The sequence below is a fragment of the Chelativorans salis genome, assembly GCF_025336525.1.
Classification (GTDB): Bacteria; Pseudomonadota; Alphaproteobacteria; order Rhizobiales; family Rhizobiaceae; genus Chelativorans; species Chelativorans salis.
The window spans coordinates 385,880-404,968 of the sequence record NZ_JAOCZP010000002.1; the positions used below are offsets into that span (position 1 = coordinate 385,880).

Annotated in this window: 21 protein-coding genes; 13 read left to right on the forward strand and 8 right to left on the reverse strand. The window is 64.3% G+C overall.

The genetic code is table 11. The features are described 5' to 3' along the window. The first annotated feature begins 4 nt into the window (after window positions 1-4). The 3 genes from N5A92_RS07825 to N5A92_RS07835 all read left to right on the forward strand — a co-directional run bounded on the left by N5A92_RS07825 (window position 5) and on the right by N5A92_RS07835 (window position 4,991). Window positions 5-1,042, forward strand: a complete 1,038-nt coding sequence (locus N5A92_RS07825; protein WP_260901552.1) for an ABC transporter permease — start codon at window positions 5-7, stop codon at window positions 1,040-1,042. A 12-nt stretch (window positions 1,043-1,054) separates the two neighbouring features. After that, window positions 1,055-2,212: an ABC transporter permease gene (locus N5A92_RS07830; protein ID WP_260901554.1), complete on the forward strand. Its 1,158-nt coding sequence runs from the start codon at window positions 1,055-1,057 to the stop codon at window positions 2,210-2,212. Window positions 2,213-2,303: 91 nt separating this feature from the next. Beyond that, a complete protein-coding gene (locus tag N5A92_RS07835) occupies window positions 2,304-4,991 on the forward strand; it encodes a dipeptide ABC transporter ATP-binding protein (protein WP_260901556.1) in 2,688 nt (895 codons plus the stop codon). A 175-nt stretch (window positions 4,992-5,166) separates the two neighbouring features. Here the strand turns inward: N5A92_RS07835 and N5A92_RS07840 are convergent, their stop codons facing one another. Beyond that, the gene (locus N5A92_RS07840; RefSeq protein WP_260901557.1) at window positions 5,167-5,961 is read right to left on the reverse strand and encodes a VOC family protein; all 795 of its coding nucleotides are present in this window, start codon (window positions 5,959-5,961) and stop codon (window positions 5,167-5,169) included. A gap of 292 nt (window positions 5,962-6,253) precedes the next feature. Between N5A92_RS07840 and N5A92_RS07845 the strand changes: the two genes are divergently transcribed. From N5A92_RS07845 to preA, 3 genes are read left to right on the forward strand one after another with little or no spacing between them, the layout of a single operon-like run. Further along, on the forward strand, window positions 6,254-7,606 hold the full coding sequence (locus N5A92_RS07845) for an NAD(P)-dependent oxidoreductase (RefSeq protein WP_260901559.1): 1,353 nt from the start codon (window positions 6,254-6,256) through the stop codon (window positions 7,604-7,606). Window positions 7,607-7,612: 6 nt separating this feature from the next. Beyond that, window positions 7,613-7,978 (forward strand): VOC family protein, encoded by a 366-nt coding sequence (locus tag N5A92_RS07850; protein WP_260901561.1) that lies wholly within the window; start codon window positions 7,613-7,615, stop codon window positions 7,976-7,978. Window positions 7,979-7,995: 17 nt separating this feature from the next. Next, window positions 7,996-9,306 carry an NAD-dependent dihydropyrimidine dehydrogenase subunit PreA gene (gene preA, locus N5A92_RS07855; RefSeq protein WP_260901563.1) on the forward strand — a complete coding sequence of 437 codons (1,311 nt, stop codon included), beginning with the start codon at window positions 7,996-7,998 and terminating at the stop codon, window positions 9,304-9,306. A gap of 14 nt (window positions 9,307-9,320) precedes the next feature. On the opposite strand, the gene N5A92_RS07860 is transcribed toward preA, so the two are convergent. Next, window positions 9,321-9,953 (reverse strand): TetR/AcrR family transcriptional regulator, encoded by a 633-nt coding sequence (locus N5A92_RS07860; protein ID WP_260901565.1) that lies wholly within the window; start codon window positions 9,951-9,953, stop codon window positions 9,321-9,323. A 112-nt stretch (window positions 9,954-10,065) separates the two neighbouring features. On the opposite strand from N5A92_RS07860, the gene N5A92_RS07865 reads away from it, so the two are divergent. Beyond that, entirely contained in the window at window positions 10,066-10,605 is a 540-nt protein-coding gene (locus N5A92_RS07865) for a GFA family protein (protein WP_482155897.1), read from the forward strand. 11 nt (window positions 10,606-10,616) lie between these two features. Further along, window positions 10,617-10,910 (forward strand): DUF6958 family protein, encoded by a 294-nt coding sequence (locus tag N5A92_RS07870; protein WP_260901569.1) that lies wholly within the window; start codon window positions 10,617-10,619, stop codon window positions 10,908-10,910. A 52-nt stretch (window positions 10,911-10,962) separates the two neighbouring features. Here N5A92_RS07870 and N5A92_RS07875 read toward each other — a convergent pair whose 3' ends face one another. After that, on the reverse strand, window positions 10,963-11,631 hold the full coding sequence (locus N5A92_RS07875; protein WP_260901571.1) for a glutathione S-transferase family protein: 669 nt from the start codon (window positions 11,629-11,631) through the stop codon (window positions 10,963-10,965). Between the two features lie 118 nt (window positions 11,632-11,749). On the opposite strand from N5A92_RS07875, the gene N5A92_RS07880 reads away from it, so the two are divergent. The 4 genes from N5A92_RS07880 to N5A92_RS07895 all read left to right on the forward strand — a co-directional run bounded on the left by N5A92_RS07880 (window position 11,750) and on the right by N5A92_RS07895 (window position 13,776). Continuing rightward, window positions 11,750-12,184: a MarR family winged helix-turn-helix transcriptional regulator gene (locus tag N5A92_RS07880; protein WP_260901573.1), complete on the forward strand. Its 435-nt coding sequence runs from the start codon at window positions 11,750-11,752 to the stop codon at window positions 12,182-12,184. Window positions 12,185-12,277: 93 nt separating this feature from the next. After that, a complete protein-coding gene (locus tag N5A92_RS07885; protein ID WP_260901576.1) occupies window positions 12,278-12,799 on the forward strand; it encodes an RrF2 family transcriptional regulator in 522 nt (173 codons plus the stop codon). A 12-nt stretch (window positions 12,800-12,811) separates the two neighbouring features. Further along, window positions 12,812-13,276, forward strand: coding sequence for a carboxymuconolactone decarboxylase family protein (locus tag N5A92_RS07890; RefSeq protein ID WP_260901578.1), 465 nt, complete (start codon window positions 12,812-12,814; stop codon window positions 13,274-13,276). 122 nt (window positions 13,277-13,398) lie between these two features. Continuing rightward, window positions 13,399-13,776: a DoxX family protein gene (locus N5A92_RS07895; RefSeq protein WP_260901579.1), complete on the forward strand. Its 378-nt coding sequence runs from the start codon at window positions 13,399-13,401 to the stop codon at window positions 13,774-13,776. A gap of 16 nt (window positions 13,777-13,792) precedes the next feature. On the opposite strand, the gene N5A92_RS07900 is transcribed toward N5A92_RS07895, so the two are convergent. From N5A92_RS07900 to pobA, 5 genes are all read right to left on the reverse strand, one after another. Continuing rightward, window positions 13,793-14,860 carry a 3-carboxy-cis,cis-muconate cycloisomerase gene (locus N5A92_RS07900; RefSeq protein ID WP_260901581.1) on the reverse strand — a complete coding sequence of 356 codons (1,068 nt, stop codon included), beginning with the start codon at window positions 14,858-14,860 and terminating at the stop codon, window positions 13,793-13,795. Between the two features lie 262 nt (window positions 14,861-15,122). Further along, window positions 15,123-15,737, reverse strand: a complete 615-nt coding sequence (pcaG, locus tag N5A92_RS07905) for a protocatechuate 3,4-dioxygenase subunit alpha (protein WP_260901582.1) — start codon at window positions 15,735-15,737, stop codon at window positions 15,123-15,125. 2 nt (window positions 15,738-15,739) lie between these two features. Next, the gene (pcaH, locus tag N5A92_RS07910; RefSeq protein WP_260901584.1) at window positions 15,740-16,480 is read right to left on the reverse strand and encodes a protocatechuate 3,4-dioxygenase subunit beta; all 741 of its coding nucleotides are present in this window, start codon (window positions 16,478-16,480) and stop codon (window positions 15,740-15,742) included. Then, window positions 16,477-16,872, reverse strand: coding sequence for a 4-carboxymuconolactone decarboxylase (gene pcaC, locus N5A92_RS07915; RefSeq protein ID WP_260901587.1), 396 nt, complete (start codon window positions 16,870-16,872; stop codon window positions 16,477-16,479). Before pcaC ends, pcaH begins: the two co-directional genes overlap by 4 nt. 19 nt (window positions 16,873-16,891) lie before the next feature. Next, window positions 16,892-18,064: a 4-hydroxybenzoate 3-monooxygenase gene (gene pobA / locus N5A92_RS07920; RefSeq protein ID WP_260901589.1), complete on the reverse strand. Its 1,173-nt coding sequence runs from the start codon at window positions 18,062-18,064 to the stop codon at window positions 16,892-16,894. Between the two features lie 104 nt (window positions 18,065-18,168). On the opposite strand from pobA, the gene N5A92_RS07925 reads away from it, so the two are divergent. Continuing rightward, window positions 18,169-19,089 carry a helix-turn-helix domain-containing protein gene (locus N5A92_RS07925; protein WP_260901590.1) on the forward strand — a complete coding sequence of 307 codons (921 nt, stop codon included), beginning with the start codon at window positions 18,169-18,171 and terminating at the stop codon, window positions 19,087-19,089.

Here is a 19,089-nt window from a genome sequence, read left to right on the forward strand (position 1 = left end):
AACAGTGCTGAGCTTCATCATTCGCCGCCTCGGCGTCATGGCGCTGACGATGCTGTGCCTCTCGCTGGTGGTGTTCTTCCTCATCAATCTGGAGCCCAACTTGAAGAAGCTGGCCATCAGCCAGCTCGACATGCGCTCCTCGGCGGAAGACCTTGAAAGCTGGCTGCAGAGGAACGGCTACCGGCAGAACTTCTTCGTGCGCTACGGCCAGTGGCTCGGCGTGATGCCGAAACAACCCAGCATCGACCCGGAAACGGGGGTGGCGAGTCCGCGCTTCGCCTATTGCCGCGAGCCGGCGGAGGCACGCTATTCCGGCGTTCTGCAGGGCGATTTCGGCTGCTCGACCAAGTTCAAGGTGCCGGTGGCGCAGAAGCTCGTACCGGCGCTCGGGGCGACCGGGATATTGATGTTCTGGGTGATGGCGGTGATGGTGCCGGTGTCGCTTCTGATCGGCGTGCTTGCCGGCATGCGCGAGGGCAGCCGTACGGACCGAAGTCTCTCGGTCGCCTCGATCACCACCACGGCGACGCCGGAATATATCTCGGGTGTCATCTTCACCGTCGTTTTTGCCTCATGGCTCGGCTGGCTCAACGGTTCGGCCGCCTCGGCCACCAACCAGGGCGTGACCTTCTACAATTTCACGCTGCCGGTGATGACCATGGCCATCTACGGCATCGGCTACATCGCCCGCATGACGCGGGCCTCGATGGTCGAGGTGATGACGCAGCAATATATCCGCACCGCCCGGCTCAAGGGGCTGAGCTTCAACGCGGTGGTGCTGAAACATGCGCTGCGCAACGCGCTGATCGCGCCGTTCACCGTCATCATGCTGCAGTTTCCATGGCTTTTGACCGGTGTGGTCATCGTCGAGGTGATGTTCCGCTATCAGGGTTTTGGGTTCACGCTGGTGGAGGCGGCGGCCAACAACGACATCGACCTGCTTCTCGCATGCTCGCTGGTGTCGGTGCTCGTGGTGCTTTCGACGCAGCTCATTTCCGACATTGGCTATGCGCTGCTCAATCCGCGCATCCGCGTGCAGTAGGAGGGCCGGGGAATGGAATTCGAGACCATCGGTGTTCTCGGCATCGTCACCGGCGTGATCGCCCGCTTCTGGCCGGTGTGGCTGGCGCTGGGGATCATCCTTTTCCTCAGCCTGCGCTTCAAGAAGGTGCTCGGGCTCTACGGACACCTGTTCGACACGGGTGTGGGGATTGCTGGGCTGATGATCTGCCTGTTCTGGCTGTTCACGGCGATCTTCGCCGACGTGATCGCCCCCTTCGACCCGCTCCAGCAGATTCCCATCATGAAGGACGCGATGCCCGGCACGATCGACCCCGGTACGGGCCAGGTGTTCCTGCTCGGTGGCGACAGGCTCGCGCGCGACGTGTTCAGCCGCATGGTCTTCGGCAGCCAGATCGTGCTCGTCATCGCGCCGGCGGCCACGCTCTTTGCGCTGATGGTGGGGACGACACTGGGCCTGCCGGCCGGGTATTACGGTGGGCGGATCGACAACTTCCTGTCCTTCCTCGCCAATCTGGTGCTGGCCTTCCCGGTGATCCTGCTCTTCTACCTGCTGGTCACGCCCGGCATCCGCGAGACGGCCATTCCGCAATGGCTTGCGGGGGTCTTCTTCATCTTTCCCGTCATCTTCTTCGGGACGCTGTTCTATACGCGGTTCAAAGGCCGGCCGGGACTGCTTGCCGTGCAGCTTGCGATCACGGTGCTCATCGGCGGCTGGGTCTATGTCGGGCTCGTCTTCAACGCCGATCCGCTCGGCATCATCTCCATCAGCCCCAATGAGCTCAATATTTTCGTGGCGGTGGTCTTCGCCTCCTCGCCCGGCGTCTTCCGCATCGTGCGCGGGCTCGTCATGGACATCAAGACGCGCGACTATGTGGCGGCGGCGCAAACACGCGGCGAGAACCCGTGGTACATCATGCTGTGGGAGGTGCTGCCGAACGCACGCGGGCCGCTCATCGTCGATGCGTGCCTGAGGATCGGCTATACCACCATCCTCTTGGGCACGCTCGGCTATTTCGGGCTGGGGCTGGCGCCGGAAAGCCCGGATTGGGGCACCGGTATCAAGGAATCGAGCCGGCTCCTGCGCGCTTATATCCACCCCGCCCTGCCACCGGTTTTCGCGCTGATGTCGTTCGTCCTGGGGCTGAACCTGCTCGCCGACGCGCTGCGCGAGCAATCGCTGAAGGATTAGAAGCAGAGCCATGACGAGCCCCTTCGCGCCCATTGCGGTTTCCGATCCGTAACAAGGCCGTTCCCTGAGGATACAGACTGAAAGCTACGCCATGAACGAAGCCATCAGCATCAACCGCACGCAGACGGCGGGCCAGCCGATCCTCGAGATCGAGAACCTCTCCATCTCCTTCTTCACCCGCGCCGGCGAGATTCCGGCGGTGATGGACTTTTCGTGCGAGGTGATGCCGGGGGAGGCGATGGGGATCGTGGGCGAGTCGGGCTGTGGCAAGTCCACCGTGGCGCTCGGCATCATGCGCGACCTTTCCAATGTCGGCAAAATCGTCGGCGGCCGCATCAAGTTCAAGGGCCGGGACATGGCGGAGATGAGCGAGGAGGAACTGCGCCATATCCGCGGCAACGAGATCGCCATGATCTACCAGGAGCCGATGGCGAGCCTGAACCCGGCCATGAAGATCGGCCGGCAGCTCATGGAGGTGCCGCTGATCCACGAAAAGGTGTCGAAGGAGGAGGCGTGGAACCGGGCGCTGGAGATGGTGCGTGCGGTGCGCCTGCCGGACCCCGAGCGCATCATGCGCGCCTACCCTCACCAGCTTTCCGGCGGCCAGCAGCAGCGCATCGTCATCGCCATGGCGCTTCTGTCGAAGCCCTCGCTGCTGCTCCTCGACGAGCCCACCACCGCGCTCGACGTGACGGTGGAGGCGGGCATCGTCGAACTGGTGAAGGGGCTCGGCAAGGAGTTCGGCACGTCGATGATCTTCGTGTCGCACAATCTGGGGCTGATCCTGGAGACCTGCGACCGCATCACGGTGATGTATTCAGGCGAGGCGGTGGAGACGGGCCGCGTCAGGGATGTCTTCGACCGGATGCGCCACCCTTATACGCAGGGGCTGTTCCGCTCGATCCCCTTGCCAGGCGCGGACAAGAACGCGCGGCCGCTGATCGCTATTCCAGGCCAGTTGCCGCTGCCCCATGAGCGGCCGAGGGGGTGCAATTTCGGGCCGCGCTGCCTGCACTTCGTGGAAGGCGTGTGCGACGCCGCGGAAATCCCCATGATTGCCGTCAAGGGGCATGAAAGCCACCATTCTCGCTGCGTGCGCTTCGACGAGATCGACTGGACGAAGCTGCCGGAAGGGGCGAAGACGGAACGCGAGCCGGTGAAGCCCGGCGCGCCCATGCTGAAGATCGACGATCTGAAGAAATATTACCACGTGGCCGCCAACGCCATCTTCGGCGGCTCGGAGACGCGCACGGTGAAGGCCAACGAGGCGATCAGCTTTGAGGCGCGCGAATCCGAGACGGTGGCGATCGTCGGTGAATCGGGCTGCGGAAAGTCGACGCTCGCCAAGGTGCTCCTCGGCCTGGAGACGGCGACGGAGGGGACCGTCACGCTTGGCAATACGGAAATCCAGGCAACGCCGGTGGAGGAGCGCAATACGGAGACCGTGGCCGGCATTCAGATGGTGTTCCAGAACCCCTTCGACACGCTGAACCCGAGCCACTCGGTGGGTGCGCAGATCATGCGCACGCTGGAAAAGTTCAAGGTGGGCAAGACGGTTGCGGAACGCAAGAACCGCATGCTCGAACTTCTGGATCTGGTAAAGCTTCCGCGCGCTTTCGCCAACCGCATGCCGCGCCAGCTCTCCGGCGGGCAGAAGCAGCGCATCGGCGTGGCGCGCGCCTTTGCCGGCAATGCCAAGGTGGTGGTGGCGGACGAGCCGGTCTCCGCACTCGACGTCTCGGTGCAGGCGGCCGTCACCGAGCTCTTGATGGACATCCAGCGCAAGAACAAGACGACGATGCTGTTCATCAGCCACGACCTTTCGGTGGTGCGCTATCTCGCCGACAGGGTGGTGGTAATGTATCTCGGCCATATCGTCGAGCAGGGGACGACGGACCAGATCTTCGCGCCGCCTTATCACCCCTATACGGAGGCGCTGCTGTCTGCGATCCCCATTGCCGATACCTCGGTGGTGAAGAAGCACATCGTGCTCGAGGGCGACATCCCGTCGGCCATGAACCCGCCAACCGGCTGCCCCTTCCAGACGCGCTGCCGCTACAAGCACCTAGTGCCGGACAACAAGTGCGAGCGGGAACTGCCGCCGTTCGCCGATCTCGGTGACGGCCATCGCAGCCTGTGCTGGCTGGGTGACGAGGTGCTCAGGACGATGGAGCCGGTGATCCGCTTCGATGAGAAGCGCGGGGAGGGGGCGGCAAAGCCTGCAGGGCAGACGAAGGCCGGTGCGCGGTCCGCCCGCGCCAAGGGCGGGGCCAAGCGCACGGCGAAACCGGCCAAGGGCATCGAGAAGGCCTCCGCGGTTCCCGGAGAATCCTCTCCCAAGAAGGTGCAGACGGAGGTCGGCGGCGGACGCCAGGCGGCCTCAGCACGCGTGAAGCCCGGCACGAGTGGAGGCGACGTCAGGTCCGGCGGTAAGGGCGCCGCCGCACGTCGGCGTGCCGAGGAGCGCCCCGTAAAAGCTGCCTCCTCGCCGGCGGCGGCGCGCAAGGCGATCGGTGCTGCGCCGGCGACAGCGGCGGACAAGAACCGCCCGCCGAAGATGCGCAAACCCCGTAAGCCGGACGATCTGAAGCTGATATCGGGCGTCGGGCCGAAGCTCGAAGCGCTGCTCAACGACCTCGGCATCTACACCTACGCGCAGATCGCTGCATGGAAGAAGGCGGAGCGTGATTGGGTGGACGAGCGGCTGAAGTTCAAGGGCCGCATCGAGCGTGAGGACTGGGTGAAGCAGGCGAAGGCGCTCATGAAGAAGAAGGGGTGAAGGCGGCTGCGTTCTATCTCTTCCCTTGCGGGAGAGATAGGCGCTCGCGATATCCTCCTCGGCAAATCCCCAGCGTTGGCGATTGATAGCAACGCTCAGCCAGCGGTCAAGAATCAAGACCGCTGGCATCGGTTCTTCCTGAACTGATTCTGATCCTTCGCCTAACTTATTGATGTCATACCATTTTCGACCCGGATGCGTCGCCCGGCGCGACCAGGGCGAAGGCGGCGCCTTGCGGGTCGAGGCACTGCACGATCCAGCTTCCGCCCGGCACCTGCATCGGCCCCATGAGCACTTGGCCGCCGTTCTCCTTCACACGCTCGGTGGCGGCGTCGATCGCGGGAACGTTGAAATAGAACTGCCAGAAGGGGACGGGGATCTGCTCCGGCTTGTCCATCATGCCGCCGATCGGCTCGTCGCCGGCCGCGAAGAGCTGGTAGATGCCCATCTCACCCATGTCCATTGCGTCGGCCTTGGTCCAGCCGAACTGGCTCGAATAGAAGTCGAAAGCCTTTTGCCAGCCCGTGGTGTAGAGTTCGTGCCAGCCGACATGGCCGGGTGTGCCGGCGGGCACGGGCGGCTGGTCCGGTCCATCCGGTTGCAGCAACATGAAGGTCACTCCCTGCGGATCGGCTACCACGGAGAAGCGGCCGACGCCTGGGATGTCGGTCGGTGGTCGATGGATGGCGCCGCCGGCCTTCTCCACGCCGGCGGTCGCCGCATCGGCATCGCTGGCGTAGATGTAACCGAGCCACGCTGGCTGGCCGCCCGATTGGCGCACTTCATCGGGGATGTCCATGATGCCGCCGACCCCGCGCTCGCCGGCGTTCATGACTGTGTAGGACGGCGTGCCCGACCCGCCCCAGGTTTCGGGGCGCCAGCCGACGACGGCGGTGTAGAATGCCTCGGCCGCTTTCATGTCAGTGGTCATCAACTCGTACCAGAAGAAGGATGTCGGGGAGGCGGACATGGCTTTATCTCCTTGTGCTCCGTCGTCTGTCGCGTGAAGTCCGATGACCTCCGGAGCCGAAGAAAGGGCCGGATCGGCTGGCGGTACAGCCGTGCGCAGACTGCAGGGTCAACAATGCCACCATAGGACGATTGGGCAGAGCAAAACCAGACACGCAATCTAACGCAATAAAACATGAGATTTTTGTTCATCTTTTATATGGAAACGGCCATTCGATGCGAAATTTGACCGATTGATAAAAAAACGAAACTGCGTTAGCCTTTCCCCAATAAGAAGACCAAGGGGAACGGTAATGGCTGATCGCCAGCATGAGGACGGAATTATTGCCGGCCGCCTCTCGCCGGATGCATATGCGCAGAACTTCGCAGACCTGCATCCGCCGCTCGACGAGCACGAGGCGCGGGTGGAGGCGGACCGGTGCTATTTCTGCTACGACGCGCCGTGCATGCACGCCTGCCCGACCTCCATCGACATCCCGCTGTTCATCCGCCAGATCGCCACGGGCAATCCGCTCGGCTCGGCAAAAACCATCTTCGATCAGAACATCCTCGGCGGCATGTGCGCACGCGTGTGCCCAACGGAGACGCTCTGCGAGGAGGCATGCGTGCGCGAGCATGCGGAGGGCAAGCCGGTGCAGATCGGCAGGCTGCAGCGCTATGCCACCGACGCGGCGATGGGCGAGGGGAAACAGTTTTACTCGCGGGCGGCGCCCACCGGCAGACGGATCGCCGTCGTTGGCGCCGGGCCGGCGGGGCTCGCCTGCGCGCATCGGCTCGCCATGCATGGGCACGACGTGACGGTCTACGAGGCGCGGCCGAAGGCGGGCGGGCTCAACGAGTACGGGATCGCCGCCTACAAGACGCCGGAGAATTTCGCGCAAGCCGAGGTTGATTACGTGACGGCCATCGGCGGCATTGCCGTCGAACACGATAAGGCGCTCGGTCGCGACCTCTCACTTTCCGGTCTTGCGGCGGAGTTCGATGCCGTTTTCCTGGCCATGGGCCTTGGCGGCGTCAACGCACTTCAAGCCGAGGGCGAGGAGGCCGAGGGCGTGGAGAACGCCGTCGACTATATCGCCACCCTTCGCCAGGCGCAGGACATGGCGCAACTTTCGATCGGCCGGCGCGTCGTCGTCATCGGCGGCGGCATGACGGCCATCGACGCGGCCGTGCAGGCGCGGCTCTTGGGGGCGGAGGAGGTGACGATCTGCTACCGCCGCGGGCGCGAGCACATGAACGCCTCCGAATGGGAGCAGGATCTTGCAGCCTCCAAGGGGGTGATCATCCGCCACTGGCTGCAGCCGAAGCGGGTGATCGCCGAGGGCGGCAAAGTGAGAGCGATCGAAGTGGAATATACCGCGCTTTCCGACGGCCGCCTGACCGGCACCGGCGAGACGCTGACGCTCAAGGCGGATCAGGTCTTCAAGGCGATTGGCCAGACCTTCGAGCCGGCAGCGCTGAACGGCAGCGGCGAGGGGCTGGCGCTCGATCGCGGGCGCATCAAGGTGGATGCCGAGGGCCGCACCTCCCTGCCCAAGGTGTGGGCGGGCGGCGACTGCATTGCCGGCGGCGACGATCTTACAGTCTCGGCGGTGGCGCAGGGGCGCGACGCGGCGGAGAGCATTCACCGGGCGCTGGAGGAGTGAACGGCCATGTTCGTCAAATTCGCCGAACTGCCCGTCTTCGACCAGGATCGCGCCATCGCCTTCTACACCGGGAACCTGGGCTGGACGGTCGCGCGCGATGCGCCCTACGGGGACAACGGGTGGCGCTGGGTGGAGCTTGAACTCCCTGAGCAGAGTACACGCCTCCTGCTTACCCGGCGCAAGGACGACGCACCCTCGAACAAGCCGGCCCTGGTGCTCGTCGAAGAGGACGTGCGCGCTCTGATCGGGCGGCTTCAAGAGGCGCAAGTGGAGATCATTTCCGAGCCGCAGGAAGCGCCCTGGGAGCCGGGCAACGTCTTCGCGGAGTTTCGCGACAGCGAGGGCAACCGCATCGTTGTCAGTTCGTCTTGAGCGCTGAGGGAGAACCCATGGCTGACATCCGCTCGAATTTCGTCGGCATCAAATCGCCGAACCCGTTCTGGCTGGCCTCCGCGCCGCCCACCGACAAAGCCTACAATGTCGAGCGCGCCTTCAAAGAGGGCTGGGGTGGTGTGGTGTGGAAGACGCTGGGCGAGGAGGGACCGCCGATCGTCAACGTCAACGGGCCGCGCTACGGTGCCATCTGGGGTGCCGACCGCAGGCTGCTCGGGCTCAACAATATCGAGCTTATCACCGACCGGGATCTCTATCTGAACCTCAGAGAAATCAAGCAGGTGAAGAAGAACTGGCCGGACCGGGCGCTGGTGGTCTCTCTGATGGTGCCGTGCGAGGAGGACGCCTGGAAGGCTATCCTGCCGCTGGTCGAGGAGACGGAGGCTGACGGCATCGAACTGAATTTCGGCTGCCCGCACGGCATGAGCGAGCGTGGCATGGGTTCGGCGGTGGGCCAGGTGCCCGAATATGTCGAGATGGTGGTGCGCTGGTGCAAGCAGTATACGCGCATGCCGGTCATCACCAAGCTGACGCCGAACATCACCGACGTGCGCAAGCCCGCGCGGGCGGCGCACGCCGGTGGAACCGATGCGGTGTCACTGATCAATACGATCAATTCCATCACCGCAGTCGACCTGGACAATTTCGCGCCGGAGCCGACCATCGACGGCAAGGGCTCGCACGGCGGCTATTGCGGGCCGGCGGTCAAGCCCATCGCGCTCAACATGGTGGCCGAGATCGCCCGCGATCCGGAGACGCGGGGCCTGCCGATCTCCGGCATCGGCGGCGTGACGACATGGCGCGACGCGGCGGAATTCCTGGCACTGGGGGCGGGCAACGTGCAGGTGTGTACGGCGGCCATGACCTATGGCTTCAAGATCGTTCAGGAGATGATCGAGGGCTTGAAGAACTGGATGGACGCCAAGGGGCACGCCTCGCTCGACGACATCATCGGGCGGGCGACGCCGAATGTGACGGACTGGCAGTACCTCAACCTCAACTACGTCACCAAGGCGAAGATCGACCAGGATCTGTGCATCAAATGCGGGCGCTGCCATATTGCCTGCGAGGATACTTCGCACCAGGCGATCACGGCAGTGGTGGACGGCGCGCGGCGCTTCGAGGTGATCGAAGAAGAGTGCGTGGGCTGCAATCTGTGCGTCAATGTCTGCCCGGTGGAAGGCTGCATCGACATGGTGCCGCTTTCGGCGGGAGCGGTGGACCGGCGCACGGGCAAGGTGGTGGAGGCCGAATACGCCAACTGGACCATGCACCCGAACAACCCGATGAAGGTGGCGGCCGAGTAGGTAGGGCTGACTGCCTACTGCCCCGCACCATAGGCGGCAAGAAAGATACGCACGCTTTCTTCGGCATGGCGGCGCAGCGCCGCTGCCGGGGGAATTGCTTCGTCGCCTAGAAACATGGCCCTGTTGACGGGTTCGCCCATCACCAGCCAATTGAAGAAGGACGCGGCGGCCTGCGGGTCGTCCGCCTTGATCCAGCCGTTCCTGTTGTAATGTGCAAAAGCCTCGGCAAGCCGGTCGATCGAGCGTTGCGGCCCGCGCGCATAGAGTGCCTTGCCAAGCTCGGGGAAACGCTCCGCTTCCGCGATCACCAGACGGCGCAACTGTAGGAGGCGCGGCGTCATGACGATGGCCAGTTGCTGCTCGGCGAAATCCATAAGGAATGCCTCGATGGGCCGGTCGTCCACGGGGTCGGAAACGCGTTGCCGCAGTGCATCTGCGGCGCTTCCGGTCATGCCTTCGATGATTTCGAGAAACAGGGTCTCCTTGGTGCCGAAATGCGCGTAAACGGTCTGCTTTGAAACATTGGCGCGCTTTGCGATCTCGTCCATGTTCGTGCCGAGGAAGCCGTGCTTGAGAAAGAGCTCGGTTGCCGCGCTCAATATCGTGTTGCGCGTCTTCCTTAGGCGTTTTTCTGCGCCCTCTGCCATCTCCGGTCCGGACCTTTCGTCATCGTGAGCCGTATTCACCCTGCAAGCTAACCTGATTGCCTTGACGTATCAAACTGGACGGTCCAGTCTAGTAACGTGAAGGAGGTAAGCCATGGCTGGTGAGCAGGTTCAGGGGCTTGTTGCCCGGTGCAGGTGCGGGCAGGTGGCGATCGAGACGGTGGGTAAGCCTATTGTCACCGCAGCCTGCTACTGCGCGAGCTGCCAAGAGGCAGGCCGGCAATTCGCTGATCTGCCGGGTGCTTCACCTGTCCTGAACGACGATGGCGGAACGGGCTATGTTCTGTTCCGCAAGGATAGGGTTCATCCCTTGAAGGGGGCGGGGCTTCTTCGGGAATATCGGCTGAACCCCCGAACGAAGACGCGCCGGTTTGGAGCGACATGCTGCAGCACGCCGATGTTCGTCGAATTTACGGCCGGTCATTGGCTGACCTTCTATAAGGCGCGCTTCCCGCCGGAGAGCCGGCCGCCCCTGGAAATGCGCGTTATGACCAAGGACCGCAGCGCGGGTGTTGAACTCGATGATAGCGTGCCGAACTACGCTAAGCATTCCGGCAGGTTCATGCTGAAGTTGCTGGGCGCTTGGGTGGCGATGGGGTTTCGAACGCCGAAAATCGACTTCGCGGGAAAGTGATGGAGAGAACCATGAAGGCGGAGAAAATCGAGGTCGAGAATTTCACCTCGCCCGGCAGAGTGACGCGCGTCGACAAGGCCAAATACGAGGCCATGAAGAAGGCGTTGCTCAAGGTCTTGCCTAAAGCGGCCCCTGGGCTGACGGTGGCCGAGGCAAAGGAAAAGCTTCTGCAGTTCCTGGATCAGGAGCTGTTCCCCGGCGGTGAGAAGGCCGGTTGGTGGCTGAAGGCCGTTCAGCTCGACCTCGAGGCGAAGGGCATCGTGAAGCGGGGAAATTCCAAGCCGCTGCGCCTGCATCAAAGCTGAGGGGCCGGCGGGCGGCCTCAGGGTTAAGGCCGCCCTGTATGCTTGCCCGTTGTCAGGCCGCTACGGGCAGCTTGACGATGAGGCCGTCCTTCTTCTCCAGGAAACGGCGCAGGCGGTCGTTGTAGTCGGGCGCGACCGCCTCGCGGACCGAGGGACGTTCCGCCAGCACCTTGCGCCACTCCTGCACCTTCGGCAGGCCGTCGAAGACGCCGAGGTCGGTGATGGTGTCGAGGAGGTCGAAATAGCGGAAGGCGGGGGCGAAGACGGCGTCGACGATGGTGAAGGCTTCGCCGGCAAAGTAGGGGCCGTCGCCGAGCTCGGCCTCGATGCGCGCGAGTTTTTCCTTCAGCGCCTTGACGGCGGTGTCGAAGGCGGCCTGGTCGCCGGTCGTCTCGATGGTCCAGATATCGCCGAGCGCGGCGGAGCCGAACTCCATCCAGGCGCGATGGCGGGCGCGGGCGACCGCGTCTTGCGGGTGCAGGCGTGGGGTGTAGGTCTCATCCAGATATTCGACGATGGCCGCGCTCTCGAACAGTACCTCCTCGCCCACCTTCAAGACCGGCACCTTGCCGCGCGGCGAGATCTTCAGGAACCAGTCGGGCTTGTTTGCCAGATCGATGTCGATACGGTCGAAGGCGACGCCCTTTTCCTTGAGCACGATCGCCGCGCGCTGCACATAGGGGCACAGGTCGAAGGAGACGAGGGTGGGATTCTGTGGCATTGGTTGCTCCTGAGAGGTGTGGTCTGCGTGGAAAGTCCATGCAGTTGCATTTATATTGGCGACATGGATCCGGATGTCAATCTCGATGCAATTGCATGAAATCAACTGTTGGTGAGCCATGATCGGGAAACCTGACGAAGCCACGGTCGCCGCATGGGTCGCGCTGGCGCGGGCGGCACGGTTGACCACGACGAGGATTGAGGAGCGGCTGAAGGCGGCGGAGCTGCCGCCGCTTGCCTGGTACGATGCGCTGTGGGAGCTGGAGAAGGCGGGAGACTGCGGCCTGCGCCCCTTCGAATTGGAAAAGGCGCTTCTGTTCGAGCAGTACAATCTCTCACGGCTTGCCGACCGGCTGGCGACGGCGGGGCTCATCGAGCGCGGCGCCTGCCCGGAGGACAAACGCGGCCTGAAGCTCAGGATCAGCGCGCAGGGAAGGGCGCTGAGGCGCGACATGTGGGAGGTCTATGCGGTCGCCATCCGGGAGACGGTGGGCGACAGGTTGAGCGAAGAGGAAGCGCAGACGCTGGCGCGGCTCCTCCGAAAACTGGAATAGCGGCGGGCGGGGACTGCTCCGGGAACGGTGGCGATTTCCTATTGTGGACGAGATTTATCCATGATATTTCTTATCCACGAATAGGAGGCGGCCATGAAGCTGAGCGACGGTGTTGAAGCGGCCATCCATTGCGCGGCCGTGCTGGCGGGGCTGGAAGAGGGGCGGGTTCTTCCGGCCAGTGCACTGGCAGAGCTTCACGGGCTTTCCCCGAGCTACCTCTTGAAGCACCTGCAGGCGCTGGCAGCGGCGAAGATGTTTGAATCGGTGCCGGGTCCGCATGGTGGGTACCGGCTGGCGCGCGCGCCCGAGCGCATCAGCCTGCTCGATATCGTGCTCGCTGTGGAGGGGCGGGAGCCAGCCTTCCGCTGTGCCGAGATCCGCCAGCGCGGGCCGGGGGCGCTGGAGCCGTCGGCCTATGTCAAGCCGTGCGGCATCAAGGTCGCCATGCTGAAGGCAGAACAGGCCTGGCGGGCCGTTCTCGCCGGGACAATGCTCTCCGAGATCGTCGCCGGCTATCAGGCCGAGGGCGATCCGCGGGCGGTCGCTTTCAACTGCGCTTTCGTGGCCCGCCATCAGCGGCCCCAAAGCGAATCCTCCCCCAAAGAGCCGAAGTAGGAAGGAAGTAGCATGCAACCGCGTCTCAATTTTTATCAGGCTTCACCGGAGATCGTGCAGGCCGTTCGGGCACTCCATATGGCAGTCGAGGAGTCCGGTCTTGACAGGAAGATGCTGCATCTCGTGAAGCTCAGGGCCTCGCAAATCAACGGCTGCTCGTATTGCGTCGACATGCACAGCCGCGAAGCGCGAGAGGACGGCGAGAGTGAGCAGCGCCTGCATCTCGTCGCGGCCTGGCGCGAATCGCCGCTTTTCTCCGAGCGGGAGCGCGCCGCCTTCGCCTGGACGGAAAAGTTGACGCGGCTTGCCGGTACCCCTGTTGAGGATGAGGATTTCAAGGATGTGCGCGAGCACTTCGGCGAGGACGAACTGGTGAAGCTTTCCGTCGCGATCGGTTTGATAAACGTGTGGAACCGCCTCTGCGTGCCCTTCCGGAGCATCCATCCGGTGGCCGGGGAAGGGCAGGCGGCGGCCTGAGGCGGCTACAGCATCGGCCCGAAAATCGGAATGGATTTCGGAAAGTACCAGACCATCGGCGCTTTCCAAATCCTGTCATCTCACTCCCGTCAGCAAGTACCTGACCAGCCAAGGAGAATTCCATGCCTGCGGAAACCCTGATCCTGGCATTTGCCCTCAGCCATCTGCTTCTTGGTGGAGCTTTTGTCTACGCGGGCGTCCGCAATCTGCGGAACATTCCCGTACTCACGCAGCTAATCGCCGCGCGCGGCGTGCCCCAGGCGCGGTTCATACTGCTTTCGGGAATAGGCTTGCAGATTGCCTGCGGCACACTTGTCGCTGCTGGCCTGTGGGCTTCCACGGCGGCCGCAGCGCTTGTCGTTTTCCTCGTCACCGCCACGCTCCTGTTCCACAATTTCTGGGACTATGAAGGGCTGGACCGCGCCAACCGAATCAATGGCGTCGTCAGCAACACTGCGCTGGTCGGGGCGTTCCTGCTGGTAATTGCGGCGGCCCAATAGAATACCCGCGCGACGGCTATCCCGGCTTGCCTCCCGTGAAGGAGATGCCGCCCGCAAGCCCGATGCCGAGCTTGAGCGCTGCCCCCGTTGCCACCGTCATCTGCGGCAGGAGCATCCATTCCAGTGTCCAGGCAGCGCCCGAGCGCTCGTTCTCATGCACCAGCGCGTGGTGCATGCCGGTGAGAAGCGTGGCGTTGAAGCGGGCGAGCGTGACAAGGGCCTCGGCTTTCACCGGGTTCTGCTTGTGCGGCATGGCGGAGGAGCCGCCGCTCGTCGCAAGCTTCACCTCGCCCACCTCGCTCTGCGCCATCAGCGCTACATCCTGGCCCATCTTGCCGATGCTTCCCGTCGTAAGCGACAGGAAGGAGGCGAGGTCGGCGAACCCGTCGCGCTCGGAATGGCGGGCGTGGGCGACGAGGTTGAGGCCGAGCGTCTTTGCCAGTTGCGCCGCCACGGCGGGGCCCCTGTCGCCGAGCTTGTCGAGCGTGCCGGCCGCGCCGCCGAAGGCGAGGATGGCGGCGGATTTGGCGACGCTACCCAGGCGCGCGCGGTGGCGCATCAAGGGTTCGCGCCAGGAGCGGATCTTGCGTGCCGCGGTGACGGGAATGGCCGCCTGCATACGTGTGTGCGCCATCACGGGCGTGGCGCCGTCGCGCTTTTCGAGTGCATCGAGGGCTTCCACCAGCCGGTCGAGGCGTGATGCCAGAAGCTTCAGCGCTGCCGAGAGCCGGATGGCCAGGCCCGTATCGATGGCGTCCTGACTGGTGGCGCCGAAATGGAGGTGAGGCGCGTGCTCCGGTGGGAGCTTTTCACGCAGCTGGGCGAGCAGGGCCGGCACCACCACACCGTCCCTGGCGACACCGTCCCTCAGGGCGGAAACGTCCGGGCTGAAGCCGTCGAGTGCCTCGGTGATGGCTCGCGCGGCTTCCTTGGGGATGACGTGTTCTTGAGCCTGCGCCTCGGCAAGCGCCGCCTCGAAGCGCAGCAAAGCGTCGATCTCCGCCCTTGCGGAGAAGAGCTCGGCTAGCTTCTCGTCGCCGAGGAGGCCGGAGAGGATCGGGTGGTCGAAGACGGAGATGGTCATCGGGTTGGCCCTGCTATTCGGAGATGCTCGTGCTGTTCCCCTCACTTGCGGTTTCTAAAGGCTTGGCTTCGCTAAACCCATCGCTTTCTCTCCCGCAAGGGGAGAGATAAACGCCGGCTTCATCCGTCCCGCAAATCGCCGGCGCAGGAGATTGGCGGATGCGGCATTGCAGGCCCCTATCTCCCCCTTGGCGGGGGAGAAAGCAAATTCTTGGGCTTGGGCAAAGCCCAAGTCCTTAGAGAGGGGGCCCGCGCCGCCGCTCTCAAACATCGAAAAACACCGTCTCCTTCTCGCCCTGCAGGTGAATGTCGAACGTATAGGTATCGCCCTCACGCTGGGCGATCAGGGTGGGGCCCCGGTGCTGGTGTTCCAGGCGGGAAAGCACCGGGTCTTCCGCGTTCGCCTTTTCTTCGTCGCCGAAATACATGCGCGTCTGCAGGCCGAGATTGATGCCGCGGGCGACGATCCACAGCGAGATGTGGGGCGCCTGCGGGCGGTCGTCGAGGAAGGGGACGCGGCCGGGCTTGATGGTCTCGAAGGTGAAGACGCCGGTTTCTGCATCGGAGGCCTGCCGCCCCCAGCCGGTGAAATTCGGGTCCGCCTTCCCGCGCGGCTCCGAGGGCGAATTGTGGAGCCCGTCGGCATCGGCCTGCCAGATCTCGATCAGCGCGTCCCTGATGACGGCGCCGGTGCCGTCGAAGATGCGCATCTTCACGGTGATGCGCTCGCCCCTGGTCTTGTCGTTGACCATGCGGGTGCCGAGGTCTTCCTCATAGATGCCGTGGATCTCGCAGATGTTCGGCGTCAGCCCGATATGGACGTAGGGGCCGGCCGTCTGGGACGGGGTTTCCTTTAGCCTGTCTAGCTGCTGCGCCATGGTCAATTGCCCTCCAGCTTGTTCTCGAACATGGTCGAGCGGCGTCCGCGCAGGACGATGTCGAACTTGTAGGCCCGCGCGTCCATGGGCACCGTGGCCTCCATGTCGAGGGCGGCGACGAGCGTCTCGATGGCGCGCTTGTCTGGGATGGTGCGGACGATCGGACACTGCCAGATCATCGGGTCGCCCTCGAAATACATCTGCGTGATCAACCGCTGCACGAAGCCGTGGCCGAAGATCGAGAAGTGGATGTGGGCGGGGCGCCAGTCATTGATGCCATTGGGCCAGGGATAGGCACCGGGCTGGATGGTGAGGAAGGAATAATTGCCGTCCTCGTCGGTGATCGTGCGGCCGCAGCCGCCGAAATTGGGGTCGAGCGGGGCGAGGTAGCCGTCCTTCTTGTGGCGGTAGCGGCCGCCTGCATTGGCCTGCCAGAACTCGACCAAGACGTTGGGCACCGGGCGGGCGCGCTCGTCGAGCACCTGGCCGTAGACGATGATGCGCGGGCCGATGGCGCTTTCACCGGGCTTGGCGTAGTTGAGCGTCAGGTCGTTGTCGAGCGGGCCCAGTATTTCGCGGCCGAAGACGGGGCCTGTGATCTCCGACAGCGTGTTTCCGAAGGAGATGGGGGCCCTTTGCGGGGAACGCACCACCGTGCTCTTGTAACCCGGCGCGAAGGCCGGCGGGTGCCAGGACCGGACGCGCTGGAAAAAGCCGCCCGTCTCGGGTTTCACGTTCCTCATGTCTCTCCTCCGCCTTCCATCTCGGAAAGTGTCTGTTTGATGATCTTGATCGCGTGGTTGGCCGCCGGCACGCCGGCGTAGATCGCCACGTGCAGCATGGCCTCGCGCAGGTCGTCGGCGGTCGCCCCCGTGTTGGCGGTGGCGCGCACGTGCATGGCGAGCTCCTCGTGATGGCCGAGGGCGGCGAGCAGCGCGATGGTGACCATTGACCGCTCGCGCTTCGTCCAGTCCGGGCGCGACCAGACGTGGCCCCAGGCCGCTTCGGTGATCAGCTCCTGGAACGGGGCGTCGAAATCCGTTTTGTTTGCCTCCGCGCGGTCCACCCAATCATCGCCCAGCACGGCGCGGCGCGTCGCCATGCCTTCCTCGTAGCGTTTGGATTTGCCGCTCATTCGTTCCTCCGTGGCGGGTTCAGTAGGGCAGGCCGACATAGTTCTCCGCCAGCATGGTCAAGGCGGCGCGCGATTGGAAGAGATAGTCGAGTTCGGCGTGCTGGATCTTCTGGCCGAAGGGGCCCTGGTCGGGGAAGCGGTGCATGGTGCTCGTCATCCACCACGAGAAGCGCTCCGCCTTCCACACGCGGGCGAGCGCCTTTTCGGAATAGGCATCGAGGCCGGCGCTCGATTTCTCGGCGTAATATTCGTGAAGCGCGTCAAAGAGATAGCGCACGTCGCTCGCAGCCAGATTCAAGCCCTTGGCGCCAGTGGGTGGCACGATATGGCCGGCGTCGCCGGCGAGAAACAGGCGGCGGAAGCGCAGGGGTTCGGCGACGAAGGAGCGGATGGCGGCGACGGATTTTTCCACCGAAGGGCCGGTGGTCATGGCTTCGGCCGTCTTTTCCGGCAGTCGGCTGCGGATTTCGTCCCAGAAGCGCTCGTCCGACCAGTCTTCCACCTTCTCGTCCGCCGGCACCTGCACATAGTAGCGGCTGCGCGTCGTCGAGCGCATGGAGCAGAGCGCGAAGCCGCGGGGATGGTTGGCGTAGATGAGTTCGTGGCTCACCGGCGGCACGTCGGCGATGATGCCGAGCCACCCGAAGGGATAGCCGCGCTCGAAGATCTCGATGGCCGCTTCCGGCACGGATTTGCGCGAGATGCCGTGATAGCCGTCACAGCCGGCGATGAAATCGCAGTCGATGCGGTGTTCCCTGCCGTCCTTCTCGTAGGTGACGTGGGGCCGGTCAGTATCGAAATCGTGCGGGCGGACGTTGGCGGCCTCATAGACGGAGAGGCCGCCGGTTTCTTCCCGCTTGTCCATCAGATCGTGCGTGACCTCGGTCTGGCCGTAGACCATGACGCGCTTGCCGTCGGTCAGGCCGTAAAGGTCGACGCGGTGGCGGCGGCCGTCGAAGGCGAGGTCGAAGCCGTCATGGGGCAGGCCCTCGGCGCGCATGCGGGCGCCGGCACCCGCCTCGTCCAGCATACCGGCCATGCCTTCCTCCAGCACGCCGGCGCGGATGCGCGACAGCACGTGCTCCTTGGTGGTGCGCTCGAGGATGACGTTGTCGATGCCGGCATTGGTCAAGAGCTGGCCGAGCAGAAGCCCCGCCGGGCCTGAGCCGATGATGGCGACCTGTGTGCGCAATGCCTTCAATCCTCCCGACGGGGAAGATTGGAGTGCCGCGTGAAACCGCGCAATGGACTTTTGCGGCGTATCATTGCACTTTCCAATCATAAGATGGAGGTGACATGAGCGCCAGGCAGGTTCCAAACTACCGGCTTTATCGAGAGAAAACAGGGGAATCGGAGGATTTCTGGCTGCACAGCGAGACGCTGCCGGTGCGCAGCCGGCTGCACAATTGGGAGATTTCGCTCCATCGCCACGAGGCGCTGTTCCAGATGTTCGTGCTGGAGGCGGGGGAGGGCGAACTTCTGAGCGGGGCGAAGCGGACGCCCTTCGCGGCACCGTCCGCCATCTATGTGCCGCCGGGCGCCGCCCACGGCTTCCGCTTCTCCCGCGATGCAGACGGGCTTGTGCTGACGGTGCTTGCCGATCGCCTACCGTCGATCCGCGCGTCGGACGCCGCTGTCGACGCCTATCTGTCGGGTACGCAGGTGACCCCGCTGGATGGCGACGGCGCGGACGGCGTGCTGGTGGCAGCCCTTGCCGCGCGTATCCATGGCGAGCTTCACGGCGCGGGCCCCGGCAGCGACATCCTGCTCGACGCCATGGTCACCGAGATCGTGCTGAGGCTCGCGCGCACGGGCGCACGGGCCGAGGATGCGGACGAGCCCGCCGCCGCTGGACGGCGCGACCGGCAGCGGATGCATGCACTCACCGCACTGCTTGCCGCGCACTGCCGCGAGCATCAGCCTGTCGGTTTCTATGCGGGGAGGCTCGGCCTGTCGCCGGTGCATCTCAACCGCATCGCGCGGCGCGAAGCGGGCGCAAGCGTCCAGGAACTCGCCCAGCGCCACCTCCTGCGGGCCGCACGCCGCGACCTCGTCTTCACGCCGTCGCCTGTGCAGGCGATCGCCTATTCGTTAGGGTTCCAGGATCCAGCCTATTTCAACCGCTTCTTCAAGCGCCAGACCGGCATGACGCCGGGGGCTTTCCGCGAGGAAGAGCGGCGTAAGCTGGTGAAGGCGCCGGCGGCACGCACCGGATAG